This is a genomic window from Streptomyces sp. NPDC057445 (assembly GCF_042802855.1).
Lineage (GTDB): Bacteria > Actinomycetota > Actinomycetes > Streptomycetales > Streptomycetaceae > Streptomyces.
Genome location: NZ_JBHVDH010000026.1, coordinates 1 through 12,697, shown reverse-complemented (window position 1 = coordinate 12,697; position 12,697 = coordinate 1). Strand labels below are relative to the sequence as shown.

Sequence of the window (12,697 nt, the reverse complement as noted above, 5' to 3'; positions counted from 1 at the left end):
AGCGAAGCGTGCCGGAGCCGGGCCGCCGTGTGTCGTACGGGAGCGGGGGCGCCCCGGCGTGCCGCAGGCAGCGAGCGGAAGCGCTCGACGCCGAAGGGGGTGCCGCCCTTGCCGCTGCCGAGGGGCCCGAGGAGGCTGCGGGTGCGACCGGCGGCGGAGCCCGGCCGGCCTGCCCAGGAGGTCGATGCGCTGCTTCCCGCGGGGCTGCGCCGCCGGCGCCCCTTACCCTCGTTCTCATGCCACCGCGCTCCACCCCGCCCCCGACCCGCCCCGTGGGCGCGGTGACCCGCGGCACCACCAACCCGAACCGGCTGCGCCGCATGGACCGCTGGATCGCGGCGGTGCACGGCCCGGCCCTGCGGCGCTCACAGGCCGCCCCGGTCGCGGTGGATCTCGGCTACGGGGCCGCTCCCTGGACGGCCGTGGAGCTGCTCCAGCGGCTGCGTACCGCAGAACCGCGCACCGAGGTCGTCGGCATCGAGATCGAACCCGCCCGGGTCGCGGCAGCGCGCCCCTACGAGCGCGACGGGCTGCGCTTCCTGCACGGCGGCTTCGAGATCCCGTTGCCGGAGCGGCCACTGCTGATCCGGGCGGCGAACGTGCTGCGCCAGTACGACGAGGACGAGGTCGCCGCCGTCTGGCAGCGTCTGTGCGCGCGCCTCGCGCCCGGCGGGCTGCTGGTCGAGGGGACCTGCGACGAGATCGGGCGCCGCCATGTGTGGGTGGCGCTGGGCCCCGAGGGGCCCCGGACCGTGACCTTCGCGACCCGGCTGGGGTCGCTCGAGCGGCCGTCCGATCTGGCGGAGCGGCTGCCCAAGGCGCTCATCCACCGCAATGTGCCGGGCGAGCCCGTGCACACGTTTCTGCGTGACTTCGACCGGGCGTGGGCGGCGTCGGCTCCGTACGCCTCGCTCGGCGCGCGCCAGCGCTGGATCAGGACGGTGGGGGACCTGTCCGCCGACTGGCCCCTGACCGGTGCGGGTACGGATGGGCTGCGGCGATGGCGGCAGGGCGAAGTCACGGTGAACTGGCCTGCTCTGGCACCGAATTCCGGCTGAACGTGTGACCACAAGGGGGGCGGGGGGAACGTGGGGCGGGGATCGTTCGTCTCTGAAGAGTGGATGTGATCAGAGAGTCACCCCTGTCGCTTTCGCGGCGGGCGTGGCACCATCGCGTCGTTGAGCTAAGTTACTGACGGTAAATCACATTCCGTGTGACACATGTGCCGGTGTTGTCCGGAGGGGGAGCTTGTGAACCGACGCCGCTGTGCCGCCGCAGCGATCACCGTGGTCTGCGCCGTGACCCTGCTCGCCGTACCGTCCCAGGCCTTCGCGGCACCCTCGGCGCCCCTGGCGCCCGCCGCACCCTCGGCGCCCGGCGCGCCGGAGCCCCCCGTTCCGGCGAAGAAGACCCTCGAAGAGATCCGCCTGGAGCTCGAGGGTCTCTACGCCAGGGCGGCGTCCGCCACCGATGCGTACAACCTCGCCGAGGAGCGGGCCAAGAAGCAGTCGGCCGAGATCGTGAAGCTGGCCCAGGAGATCGTCAGGGGCCAGGACAGGATCGCCGACCTCAAGGACCGGGCGGGCGCCGCGGCCCGCGCCCAGTACCGGGGCGGCGGACTGCCGCCCGAGGCCCAGCTGATGCTGACCGACGACCCCCAGCTCTTCCTCGACGGCGCGAGCCGCTTCACGCAGGGCCAGAAGGCGACGAAGGACCTCATCGCCGAACTGGAGCAGACGCAGGAGGACTTGACGGCCTACACCAAGGAGGCCAGCGCCCAGTGGAGCAAGCTGGAGGCCAACCGGGTCAGGCAGGCGAAGTCCAAGAAGGAGATCAACGAGCAGATCGACGCCGCGAAGAAGATCGAGTCGCAGCTGGAGAAGAAGGAGCGGGAGCGGCTGCTGAAGCTCGAACAGGAAGCGGCGTACAGGGCGCAGACGGCCTGGCTGAACTCCGGTGTCCTCAAGGGGGCGAAGGGGAGCGCGAGCGAGCAGGGCAGGAAGGCCATCGCCTTCGCGACCGCGCAGATCGGCAAGCCGTATGTGTGGGGCGCCGAGGGTCCGGGGTCGTACGACTGCTCCGGACTGACCTCGCAGGCGTGGGCCGCGGCGGGACGGGCGATTCCGCGGACCTCGCAGGAGCAGTGGCGGCTGCTTCCGCGCATCGACATCAAGGACATGCGGCCGGGTGACCTGATCATCTACCACACCGACGCCAGTCACGTCGGGATGTACGTGGGCGACGGGGCGATCGTGCACGCTCCGCGGCCGGGGCGGCACGTCACCCTCGCGGGCGCCGGCTCGATGGTGATTCTCGGGGTCGTGCGTCCGGACAAGTAGTCCGCACAGACGCTGTATGCGCCTTATGTCGGAGACGCCCCCAGATGCGACCCCGGCCCTCGCTACGGGACGAGCCGGGACATACGGGCACATAGACGTGATCGGGGCCACGCAAAGGCCAGTTGAGGTGAGGCGGGTCACGCCGTATCGCGTGACCCGCCTCACCTGCGACGCGTGACGTTCGTCATCACCGTCGGGGCAACTACCTCCCGATGCGCGGCATATGCCACCCGATCTTCTTGTCATGCCATTCCGCTGAGGCGCCCCGGACCGCTATGGTCCCCGTCTGGCAGGACGTCGATCGTCGACCTGCCGCGCCCTCGGGGGGAGGGAAGGAAACAGGACCGATGCCCGTACCCGTTCCGCGCCAGCGGACCGGTTCAGCCGTCGCCGTACAGGCCACCGCCGTACCGCCGAACGTCACGGACGTCGTCGCAGCCACCGTCACCGAGACGGCGGGCGGCGGCGATCTCACCCTGCTCGTCATCGAGGACGACCCGGCAGGCACCTTCACCGTCCCGGAACTGCTGGACGCCGCCGGGACGCGTGTCCGCATCCGCACCGCCCGCAACCTCACCGAGGCCGAGCGGCTCCTCACGGACGATGTCCACTGCATCCTCGTCGACCTCGCGCTGCCCTGCCGCTCACAGAGCGGGGACAACGCCGACGAGCTCGCCGTACTGCGGCACGTGCTGCGCCTCGCGCCGCGCCACGCCGTACTGGCGCTGACCGCCGTGGCGGACTCCGAGCGGGCGGCCGAAGCGGTACGGGTCGGGGCACAGGACTTCCTGCTCCGTGACGAGCTGGACGGCCGGCTGCTGAGCCGCGCCATCCGCTACGCCGTGGAGCGCAAGCGCGCGGACACCGCACAGGTGAAGCTGGCGGAGTCGCGGCTGCGTGCGCAGGAGAACGCCCGCCTGGAGCGCGGTCTGCTGCCCACTCCCCTGCTCCAGGGCTCGGATCTGCGGTTCGCGGCCCGCTACCGGCCGGGACGCTCCCGTGCCCTGCTCGGCGGCGACTTCTACGACACGGTGCGCACTCCGGACGGCACCGTCCACGCGATGATCGGCGACGTCTGCGGCCACGGCCCTGACGAGGCCGCGCTGGGCGTGGAGCTGCGGATCGCGTGGCGGGCCCTGACGTTCGCGGGCCTGTGCGGCGACGAGCTGCTCTCCACCCTGCAGCAGGTCCTCGAGCACGAGCGGGAGAGCGAGGAGATCTTCGCGACCCTGTGCACGGTCGACATAGCGCCGGACGGGCGCCGGGCCGGGCTGTGCCTGGCCGGCCACCCCTCGCCGCTGATCGCCCGCAAGGGCAAGGCCGCGCAGCTGCTGCCGTACGAGAACAGCGGCCCGGCGCTCGGACTGCTGCCGAACGCGCGCTGGCCCCGCCGACAGGTCGAGCTGGGCGGGACCTGGAGCCTGATGATGTACACGGACGGACTCATCGAGGGCCGTACCGGCCCGGGCGGTGAACGTCTCGGTCAGGACGGCATGGTCGAGATGATCAACCGCGGGCTGGCCGCCGGGCTGCGAGGCGAGGCACTGCTGGAGGCCGCGGTGGCCGAGGTGCGTGAGATGAACGGCGGCGATCTGACGGACGACCTGGCGGTGCTGCTGCTGGACCGGGCCCGCTGACGGTCCGCCTGCCCGGAGCGGCTCACGAGAGCCCGCTTCCCCTCAGAGGTTCCGTTGACCGTGTCCGCGTACGCGGGTGCACCGGGCGCGGTGCCGCCCGGCGCGCCGTCCCGGGCCACGGTCGGGCGACTGACGCCCGCCCCGGCCACGGTCGGGCGACTGAGGTCTCTCGTTCGAATCTTGCCGGGCTCGCGTACCCCGGCGCCGCACCTCGCCACGCCGTCGTCGGTCCCGACGTCTCCCGGCTACCGCTGGGAGGTGCCTCCAACGCGTGGGCTCGTCCCTGATCCGACCTGGTCCGGACGGAAGACCCTAAGACCCTAGCGCCCGCCGTTGTAGGGGCCGTACGGTCCGTCGCTGCTCGAGCCACCGCGGCGGCCCCGGCCGCCCGAGACCTGCTGGAGCGCGGGACGTACGTCGACCATGAAGACGATCGTCGCGATCAGACCGGCGATCTGCAGGAACAGGAACGGCACGAAGAGGTTCACCGCGACCGTGACACCGAGCATGATCAGCCAGAACATCTTGGTCTGCTTGTCCGCCGCCCGGTAGGCGTCCTCACGCGCGAACGCCGCGACGCCCAGCGCGACCACGGCGAGGAGCAGCATCGCCAGGTTGAGGAACAAGAACAGCGAAGCGTCGAATCGGTCGAGCAACATGCTGTGCACCGCCTAATCAGTGATGTGGAGCGCCTCGCGGCCAACGTACTCCGACAACGGACCGGGCTCCGGGGATGTGCCCCGGGCGCCCGGCCCGTGACGGTCGTACCTGTTCCTTCCCGCTCCTGCGCCCGTTACTTGCCGTTCGAGGGCGTTCCCTTGCGCGCGGCGGGCTTGCGGGCCGGGGCCTTGCGGGGACCGGGGGCGGCGGCCTTGGGCGCGCCGTCCGTCGTGGGCCTGGCCTCGGGGGAGCTCTTCACGGCGGTGCCGTTCGCCTTGGCCTCTGTGCTCTTGGGCTCGTCCGCCCCGGACCGGGCGTCGGGCTCCACGGCGACCGCGATCTCGGCGATCTCCTCCGCCGCCTCGCCGCGCCAGGCGCGCACCGTCTGCTCGCCGTGCTCGGCGACCTTCTCGTACGTCTCGCGGGCGCGCACCGCGTACTCGGCGGCCACACCCACACTGCGCAGCGCCAGGTCCTGGGCGGTCTCCCCGAGCTTCTTCAGGTCGGTGTCGATGGTCCCCAGCACCTCGGTGACCTTGGCCTGAACGGTGGCCTGGGCCTCCTTGGCCTGCGCGGTCACCCTCGCCTGCACGGCCTTCGGGTCGGTCTCCCGCACCGCCTCGATCCGCGCGGGCGCCTCGGCCCGCAGCTGCTCGATCAGCGCGGGCACCTTCTTGGCCTGCTGCACGGCAAGGTCGGCCGTACCGGCCGCGAAGTAGAGGGGGGTGGGGTCGGTGAACGTCTTGCGCAGGTCATCAGCGATGGCCATGACTGTGGTCCTCCTGGATCGCAGAGTCAGAGTTCGGGTTCACGTACAGGTGCTGCGTTTCCCTCGGCACCACCCGTGCCGGCCGTGCGGGGGCCGTCATCGGTGGTGTCCTTATCCGTATCGGCGTCGAAGCCGTTCTCCTTGCGGAACGAGTCGTAGATCTGCAGCAGAACCTGCTTCTGCCGCTCGTTGATCGACGGGTCGGCGAGGATGACGGCGCGCGTCTCCAGCTCGTCCAGCTCCCGCTCGTCCAGAATCCCGGCCCGTACGTACAGCGTCTCGGCCGAGATGCGCAGGGCCTTGGCGACCTGCTGCAGCACATCGGCACTGGGCTTGCGCAGCCCGCGCTCGATCTGGCTGAGGTACGGATTCGACACCCCGGCGGCGTCGGCGAGCTGCCGCAACGACAGCTGCGCGTTGCGCCGCTGCTCGCGGAGGTACTCACCGAGATTGCCGACGTTGAGTGATGCCATACCCCGATACTGCGACACTACCGCTAACTTTTGCAAGCACCTGCTTGCAAAAGTGTGCCCCGTCACTCTTCGCAACCGGTGCGACCGCGGACCGGGTGTCCGTTCTCAGTAGATGTGGCGAGTCCCAGTGGTTCTGGCAAACGACCTGGCGGAGTCCCGGCGAAGCTGGCCGGCCTGTACGGTCCACCGCATGGTTGACGAGTTCGATGTGGCTCAAGCTCTGCGCGGTGGGATACCCGACAGGGCGCGAGCCTGGGCCTTCGTTCGGGACTTTGCCTCAGTGAGCCTTTTCAGCGTTGCCGCTCCAGGGTGAGGACGGCTGCGGCGATTGACGTCATTCGATTCGGGCTGCAGCGGGACCTGCGGAAGATCCGCCATGACTTCAGTCGTGCAACGCCGCGCTCGACAGGCGCCCGTGCGGCGGACAGCGCGCGGTTGACGGTCTGTTGAGTGGGTGTGAGGTCACGGCCCGGCGGGCGTCTGAGGGCTGTCGTCACCCATGGTCCGGCTCCCATGTAGGCGCGGTCGGCGAGGACCGGGACACCCTGGCGTTCGCAGATTCTGATGATCCGGTGGGCACGGGCCGCAGTGAGGTCGTGTGCGCGGCCGGGCAGTGCGGGCGAGATCCACAGCAGTCGGCCAGCCTGGTCCGTCACCACCTGCACGTTCACGCCGTGCCGACGGTGCTTGTGGGAGAAGTCGGCGCGGCTGTCACCGACCCGGTCGCACTCCGCCAGGGTTCCGTCGATCAGAACGTATTCCGGGTCGGCCTCGCGCAGGGCACGCAACAGGCCGGGCGCGCGGTTGGCGAGCAGGTCGATGACGGCTGCCGTGTAAGCGTGGGCGGTGCCGACGGAGATGCCGAAACCGGCGGCGAGCTGGGCGAGGGTGTCGTGCCGGCACAGGTACACCAGGCCGACCAGCGCACGCTGATGCGGCGGGAGCTTGCAACGGCGGTCACCCTCGCGGGTGACGATGAGCATCGTGACCCACTCGACCAGGGCATGGGGCAGGTCGAGAGCGGCAGAATACGGAACCAACGCGGCTCCTGTGCCTGTGGGTTGAGACTTCGAACACCTCCTCCAACGGCACGGGCCCCTCCTGCGTTGCGCCCCCCTCAGCGTCACCCGATCAGTGGCCTTACTGAAAATGCTCACTGTCCACCTCGCCTGTCACCCCACCAGACCAGCAAGAACCAAACCGCATCTCCAGCAGCGCGAGCACCAATAGCCGGCAGTCTGAAAATCGCTGAATACACGGGCAGTCCAGGTGAAAACGACCTCTGAGGGATTCGAGCAGGTGGCACCGCAACGCGGCGAAGTCCCTGATTGTGGTTATCCCCACCGGCCAGGCATGGCTTACCGGATGGACACCGAGAGGGGTGTACAGCGATCCTGTGTCCAGAGACGACTTGATGACCACGCATGGCGAAGGGATACCTCATCGATGCGCATTGTCCTCATCGGGCCGCCCGGAGCTGGCAAGGGCACGCAGGCGGTGCGTCTTGCCGCACATCTGTCAATCCCGCACATTTCCACTGGTGATCTATTCCGCGAGCACATTGCCCAGGGCACCGAGCTTGGGCAGCACGCCCGCACCTGCATCCGCGACGGCCTTTTGGTGCCGGATGAGGTCACGATCAGCATGATCAAAGAGCGCCTAGCCCGACCCGACGCTCAGGGTGGATTCTTACTGGATGGCTTTCCCCGCAATCTCGCCCAAGCGGAGGCACTGGACGGCATCCTGGTCGACCCGGAATCAAAGCTGGATGCTGTGCTCGAACTGGAGATTCCCGAAGTCGAAGTGGTCAAGCGGGTCACTGGACGGCGGTTGTGCCGCAAGGATCGCGAGCACATCTTCCACGTCTACTACAACCCCCCTGAAGTAGCGGGCGTCTGCGACGTCTGCGGAGGGGATCTCTACCAGCGAGATGACGACCGCGAGGCAACTATTCGTCAACGACTGAAGGTATATCGCAGCGAGACGACGCCGGTCATTGACCGATACCAGGCCCAGGGTTTCGTAACCACGATCTCGGCTCTGGGTCCAGTGCAGGAGGTCCTTAACCGCGCACTCCGTTCAATCGGAAAGGGATAGCCGATACCTCCGGAATGTCGAATTGTTGACCGGATTGTCCGGGTATCGTCTTCGGCTTCTTACGCGAGATGATGCCGCGATGCGAGTTTTCCGAGGGCTTGGACAGAAAGGGCAAAGGTATGGATGCGAGGTGGGGCGACAAGGTGGGAAGGTCGTGTTCACTCGTGCTCATGCAGCCTCTTTGGCCGAAACCTTCTTGCGGTGTGAGGGCGGTTCCCCTGCCGACATGGGCGGCCCACCGTGAGTCATTCGCTTCCCCAGGTGCGCGGATCGTCGTGAAGTAGATCGCCAGGTTCCGGACACATCAAAGAATCCGCATGCTGGGCTGACCGCATCCGTGGCAGGGTTGCGACGCCAAGCGCAACCAGACACCAGTTCGGCCCGTTTGGGCCAGAATTTGTCAACTCTAGGCGAGGGCTTTCCTCATGCGGATGAGTTCCAACTGGCGTGCACGTACGGCGTCCACCTGCGCCGGCCTGCTGATAGTGGGCGGCGCAGCGGTCGCCGTCGCACCGCAGGCCTCGGCCGGCGGTGACGGCAACAAGGTCCACAACTGCTTCGGCCGGTGGTACAACACCGACTGGGACCAGCGATGCGGCAGCCTCGGTGCGAACTACACCGGTACGTACACGTCCGTGGCCAACTGCAGCTTCGAGCCGGACAATACGATGGATCAGTGGCGGAGAATGGGCAGCACTGCGGTGTACAACGGGCACGACTGCGACTGGTCCGCAGCGGGCGTGCAGACCTATTTCTACGAGTAGGAAGCCTCGCGCCGCCGCCAGCGGCCTGATGCAGTGATGCTGCGGCCTGTCTGCCCGCACTCCAATTGCGGGCAGACAGGCCGCGTTTCCCATTTTACTCACGCACGGCAAGGTGCCTATATGCAGGTTCACGTATCCGACCTTCGTCAGGGATATCCGGGACATGGGTCCTTGAGGGCCTCGACCTCGAACTCCGCCCCGGCGTAACGGGCCTCCTCGGGCCCAACGGCGCAGGTAAGTCAACTTTGATGCGGACCCTGGCTACGGTGCAGCCACCGCTGCGCGGCCGTGTTGCTCTCGATGGTGTGACCATCGATGGAGAGAAGGCCGCGCGGCGTATCCGCCGTAGGATCGGCTATCTGCCCCAGCGGTTCGGGTGGGACCCGGGGATGCGCGTACGTGACTTCGTTGAGTATGGGGCATGGATGCGCCAGGTACCTGGCAAACTCCGGTCCAGCGCTGTTGAGCGAGCACTGAGCCAGGTTGACCTGGCGGACCGCAAGCAGGAGCGGATGTCCCGGCTCTCCGGTGGCATGCGGCAGCGTGCGGGAATCGCATGGGCCATCGTCGGCGACCCGGGTCTGGTGATCCTTGACGAGCCCACTGTAGGTCTGGACCCACGCCAGCGCCTGCAGTTCCGTCGGATTCTCGCTCAACTCACCGACACCACAGTCCTGCTGAGCACGCACCTCATTGACGATGTGGCCGCCGCTTGTGACCGCGTCGTCGTCCTGCACAGCGGGCGGGTGCTCTTTAATGGCGAGGTGGCCGAGATGGCAGACCGGGCCGGTGACGGGACCGCCGGACACACCCCGTTGGAGCGTGCCTACATGGAACTGCTGCCGGACGGAGAGCGGGAACTGTGACCTCCTTCCTCCTCGCACTGCGTTCTTCCCCGCTGCGGTGGCTGCTCGTCCCCCTGATCGCACTCGATCTCATCCTCATCCTCACCCGTGACGACTACTGGCACGGACTGTGGGGAGACACCGGCGCCGTAGGACAGGTCCCCACCCTCCTTCTGGGCGTTTTCGCCGCGGCTGCGGCAGCGTGGACCTCCTCGCTGCGCCGCCCGGCCGAGATGGCAGACACTCTGACCGCGATGCCCCGGCCCAGGCCGCAGGCCGAACTGTCACGCATCGCCGTGGTCCTGTATCTCTTCCTCGTTCCTTACCTGGTAGGGCAGGCGGTCTGCTTCACAGTCACCGCGTCCTCGTGGCCGCCCGGCTTCAACCAGTACCTGGGGTACCTCCTGCTCGGTGTCGCGACCCTCCTGACCGCGACAGGATTCGGCTGGGTCATCGGGCGACTGCTGTCCACCCGCTGGGGGCCAGCGGTCGGTGCTCTCGGCTGGCTGCTCATTCCCATGGCGCTCGACATCGACTTTTCCGTGGTAAATGGCCCGGCCCGAATGCAGCCCGACCTCCTGGATATAGGAATGCGCTTGCTGGCTGCTTTGCTGCTCCTCACTGCCTGCCTCTGGCTGCCGTATGGCCCCCGGATCTCGCGCATCAACCCACTAGCAGGACTTGCTACCGTCGTGGCACTCGCCGCGACCGCGGCAGCCTCTGGAAATCCAGTGATTGATGAGCGGCACGGCTCCCCATCAATGACCTGCGTCAAGGGCAGTGCCGATATCTGCCTGTGGCCCGAGGAGGAAAAGTACAAGGCGATGGCCCAGGATGTGCTGACGCGGGCCGAAAACCTGCCTCCAGTACTGGCTATGCCAAAGACGGTCTACTCCAACGGCCTTGTCTACACCATGGACCGCAGTTGGGGCGGTGACTTCTACCTAGACAGTGGTTCCGTCTGGTCGATGGCCGACGGTGTGGCAAGGGCAATCAGCACACAGACGTTCGCCGCCTGCCAAGAAAATAACTTCAAGGGCTTTCTAGCTCAAGAGAAAGCCGATGATCAATCAGTGCTCGCTGTGGAACGGTGGCTCGAGAAACGGCTGGCCGGTGGCGGCGAGCCGGAGTACAAGGAAGCGGGAATGACGGCATCCATGGCGAAAGCAATGGAGACCGGCAAGGAGATGGCCGACCGTCCTGAGGCGGAGCAGAGCGCGTGGGTCATGGCAACGGTGCGGCACGTCCTGGAGAAATACTGTGCCTGACACCCCCTCCGGTACGCGCACCGACACACTGCTACCAACCCGGTGGCTCGGTCGGAGCAGGCGCTTCCACCCACCGTGCGGCGTACGGCAGCCGGGCAGTGTCCTGCTCATGGTCCTGCTCAGCGGACTGGCCGTAGCCTTGCTAGGAAACAAACTGGCTCCTCTGCCTACCGTGGCGGGTGCGCAGGGCCCAGGAACCCCAAGCTGGCGAATGCTAGCCATGTTCGCGGGCGTCCTGCCGGTACTGTCCCTGCACAGCCGCATGGCGGCGCTGGAGGCAGTCGGCACTACCCGCTTTCACCGCGGGAGGGCGTTGCGGCTGACAATTCTGTGGGCCGTGAGCATGGCCATTTTCCTAGGCGCGTGCGCCATATCCGTGGAAGGCCGAGTACTGGAAGTCATGACCGGCGCTCTTCCGGGGTGGACCGGGCTGGGGCTGCTCAGCGGGCGTATGTTCGGTTGGCGGCAGGGGTGGATCTTGCCCGCACTGGTTCTTCTTCTCGTCAGCTACTGGAGTGTTCAGGATGGAACAGGCAGCTACCCGTGGTGGGACTTCACCCGCTCGCCCGTGGTGGATCAGCCGACCAGTCTCGGGATGAGTCTGGGACTGCTAGCCGTAGGGATAGCGGCCTACCGGATGACACCCTGGCGTCTACGAAGTCTGCTTAAGCAGGCGTAACGAAGGCCAAGCCACTGTTCACCGCCCCGCGCGGTGATTCCCGGGACGTGGCTCGGCTTACTGCTCGGGCGCCGCCGGGTGGAGATGATCAGCCGAAGCGGCGGAAGAGCTCCTCAAGGTAGTCCTCCAGCCTGCTTGTGAGCAGGGCCGAAGTCAGGTCTTCGCGTCTCATTTCCCGCCAGGGCACCGCGACCTTCTCGGCATCCGGCGCGAACGCGAGTGCATCCAGGACGCGCCAGTACAGGTGAGCTGCCGGGTCCTCGCTCAACGTGCCCCCTGAAGCCAGATAGCGATCAGCCAGCCGCATTCCCTCCTGGGCGCCGTGCAGGAGAGCCAGGGCCGTGGAACAGTGCGCCACGTCCAGATCGGCCGGCCCCCAGGACGTCTCCACCCAGTCAACGACACCAGTGATCTCCAGACGGTCGCCCTGCCCGGTGAAGAGCACGTTGCCGGGGTGGAAATCCCGGTGCAGGAAGCAAGGCTGGTAGTCAGGGGGATCGCGACGGCTGATGTCCACAGCGCGCTGCCACACGTCCAGCCGCTCGGTGGCTTCGGGCAGCCGCACCCGGTCAGGCGAGGTCCAGGCCCCGGCCCGCAGCCCCGCTTCCTCACCCAACTGCACGCTGCCGGGCAGCAGCGACATCAGCAACGACGGGTGGTCGCAGTACACCGCGGTCGCATCGACACCGCGGAATGCCGCCACCGGCACATCGGTCTCGCTGAGCAGGCGCAAGGTGTCCGCTTCGCGAGTGAGCAACCCCTTCGCATGCTGAACGAAGAATGGCTTCACGAACGACCTCAGCACCAGCCACTGCGGCTCTCCCGTTCCGCCGATGCGCAGACGCCGCATCTCCGAAGTCCATCCACCACGCGGCCGTTCGACAGCGTCGATGCGGCAGACCCCCCTTCGCCTACCTGCTCCTCCACCCAAGCCATCGTGTCGGACAGCCTCGGTCATCAACGTCCGTCCCTGCGACGGCCACACCCTCATTCGCAACCATGCCCACAACCCATCGATCACCGCAGGCACGGCCCCTGGGATCAAAAACACGCACTTAAAGAGCGTTTTGCCCCTGCAGGGGTGTTTGGTGATGGTTTGCCGGGCGGGCTGGTCTGGGATTGCCGGGTCGAATGTGGCTTGACGTTTCTCGCGTGACAGCGGGCAT

Annotated in this window: 12 protein-coding genes; 7 read left to right on the top strand and 5 right to left on the bottom strand. The window is 67.5% G+C overall.

Features of this window, described 5'->3' with window-relative positions:
* Positions 1-236: 236 nt before the first annotated feature.
* The 3 genes from ACFU5O_RS32855 (at position 237) to ACFU5O_RS32845 (ending at position 3,976) form a co-directional block, all read left to right on the top strand.
* The gene (locus tag ACFU5O_RS32855; protein WP_384245988.1) at positions 237-1,058 is read left to right on the top strand and encodes a class I SAM-dependent methyltransferase; all 822 of its coding nucleotides are present in this window, start codon (positions 237-239) and stop codon (positions 1,056-1,058) included.
* A 192-nt stretch (positions 1,059-1,250) separates the two neighbouring features.
* Entirely contained in the window at positions 1,251-2,339 is a 1,089-nt protein-coding gene (locus ACFU5O_RS32850) for an NlpC/P60 family protein (protein ID WP_384245986.1), read from the top strand.
* A gap of 347 nt (positions 2,340-2,686) precedes the next feature.
* On the top strand, positions 2,687-3,976 hold the full coding sequence (locus ACFU5O_RS32845; RefSeq protein WP_384245984.1) for a PP2C family protein-serine/threonine phosphatase: 1,290 nt from the start codon (positions 2,687-2,689) through the stop codon (positions 3,974-3,976).
* A gap of 320 nt (positions 3,977-4,296) precedes the next feature.
* Here the strand turns inward: ACFU5O_RS32845 and ACFU5O_RS32840 are convergent, their stop codons facing one another.
* The 4 genes from ACFU5O_RS32840 to ACFU5O_RS32825 form a co-directional block, all read right to left on the bottom strand.
* Complete coding sequence (locus ACFU5O_RS32840) at positions 4,297-4,635, bottom strand: DUF2516 family protein (RefSeq protein WP_384245982.1); 339 nt, start codon at positions 4,633-4,635, stop codon at positions 4,297-4,299.
* Between the two features lie 134 nt (positions 4,636-4,769).
* Positions 4,770-5,405 carry a hypothetical protein gene (locus ACFU5O_RS32835; protein WP_384245980.1) on the bottom strand — a complete coding sequence of 212 codons (636 nt, stop codon included), beginning with the start codon at positions 5,403-5,405 and terminating at the stop codon, positions 4,770-4,772.
* 26 nt (positions 5,406-5,431) lie between these two features.
* The gene (locus tag ACFU5O_RS32830) at positions 5,432-5,878 is read right to left on the bottom strand and encodes a helix-turn-helix domain-containing protein (protein WP_384245978.1); all 447 of its coding nucleotides are present in this window, start codon (positions 5,876-5,878) and stop codon (positions 5,432-5,434) included.
* A gap of 290 nt (positions 5,879-6,168) precedes the next feature.
* Positions 6,169-6,918: a transposase family protein gene (locus tag ACFU5O_RS32825; RefSeq protein WP_384245977.1), complete on the bottom strand. Its 750-nt coding sequence runs from the start codon at positions 6,916-6,918 to the stop codon at positions 6,169-6,171.
* A 406-nt stretch (positions 6,919-7,324) separates the two neighbouring features.
* Between ACFU5O_RS32825 and ACFU5O_RS32820 the strand changes: the two genes are divergently transcribed.
* The 4 genes from ACFU5O_RS32820 (at position 7,325) to ACFU5O_RS32805 (ending at position 10,852) form a co-directional block, all read left to right on the top strand.
* Positions 7,325-7,975 carry an adenylate kinase gene (locus tag ACFU5O_RS32820; RefSeq protein WP_384245975.1) on the top strand — a complete coding sequence of 217 codons (651 nt, stop codon included), beginning with the start codon at positions 7,325-7,327 and terminating at the stop codon, positions 7,973-7,975.
* A gap of 431 nt (positions 7,976-8,406) precedes the next feature.
* Entirely contained in the window at positions 8,407-8,739 is a 333-nt protein-coding gene (locus ACFU5O_RS32815) for a hypothetical protein (RefSeq protein ID WP_384245973.1), read from the top strand.
* Between the two features lie 134 nt (positions 8,740-8,873).
* Positions 8,874-9,605, top strand: coding sequence for an ATP-binding cassette domain-containing protein (locus tag ACFU5O_RS32810; protein ID WP_384246096.1), 732 nt, complete (start codon positions 8,874-8,876; stop codon positions 9,603-9,605).
* Positions 9,602-10,852, top strand: a complete 1,251-nt coding sequence (locus ACFU5O_RS32805; protein ID WP_384245971.1) for a hypothetical protein — start codon at positions 9,602-9,604, stop codon at positions 10,850-10,852. Before ACFU5O_RS32810 ends, ACFU5O_RS32805 begins: the two co-directional genes overlap by 4 nt.
* A gap of 767 nt (positions 10,853-11,619) precedes the next feature.
* Here ACFU5O_RS32805 and ACFU5O_RS32800 read toward each other — a convergent pair.
* On the bottom strand, positions 11,620-12,381 hold the full coding sequence (locus ACFU5O_RS32800) for a phosphotransferase family protein (protein ID WP_384245969.1): 762 nt from the start codon (positions 12,379-12,381) through the stop codon (positions 11,620-11,622).
* Between the last annotated feature and the right edge of the window lie 316 nt (positions 12,382-12,697).

What these genes read in the sequence shown, in the direction of transcription:
- ACFU5O_RS32855 (WP_384245988.1), top strand. Translation starts at nt 237, where the DNA reads ATGCCACCGCGCTCCACCCCGCCCCCGACCCGCCCCGTGGGCGCGGTG.
- ACFU5O_RS32845 (WP_384245984.1), top strand. Translation starts at nt 2,687, where the DNA reads ATGCCCGTACCCGTTCCGCGCCAGCGGACCGGTTCAGCCGTCGCCGTA.
- ACFU5O_RS32840 (WP_384245982.1), bottom strand. Translation starts at nt 4,635, where the DNA reads ATGTTGCTCGACCGATTCGACGCTTCGCTGTTCTTGTTCCTCAACCTG.
- ACFU5O_RS32835 (WP_384245980.1), bottom strand. Translation starts at nt 5,405, where the DNA reads ATGGCCATCGCTGATGACCTGCGCAAGACGTTCACCGACCCCACCCCC.
- ACFU5O_RS32830 (WP_384245978.1), bottom strand. Translation starts at nt 5,878, where the DNA reads ATGGCATCACTCAACGTCGGCAATCTCGGTGAGTACCTCCGCGAGCAG.
- ACFU5O_RS32820 (WP_384245975.1), top strand. Translation starts at nt 7,325, where the DNA reads ATGCGCATTGTCCTCATCGGGCCGCCCGGAGCTGGCAAGGGCACGCAG.
- ACFU5O_RS32815 (WP_384245973.1), top strand. Translation starts at nt 8,407, where the DNA reads ATGAGTTCCAACTGGCGTGCACGTACGGCGTCCACCTGCGCCGGCCTG.
- ACFU5O_RS32800 (WP_384245969.1), bottom strand. Translation starts at nt 12,381, where the DNA reads ATGCGGCGTCTGCGCATCGGCGGAACGGGAGAGCCGCAGTGGCTGGTG.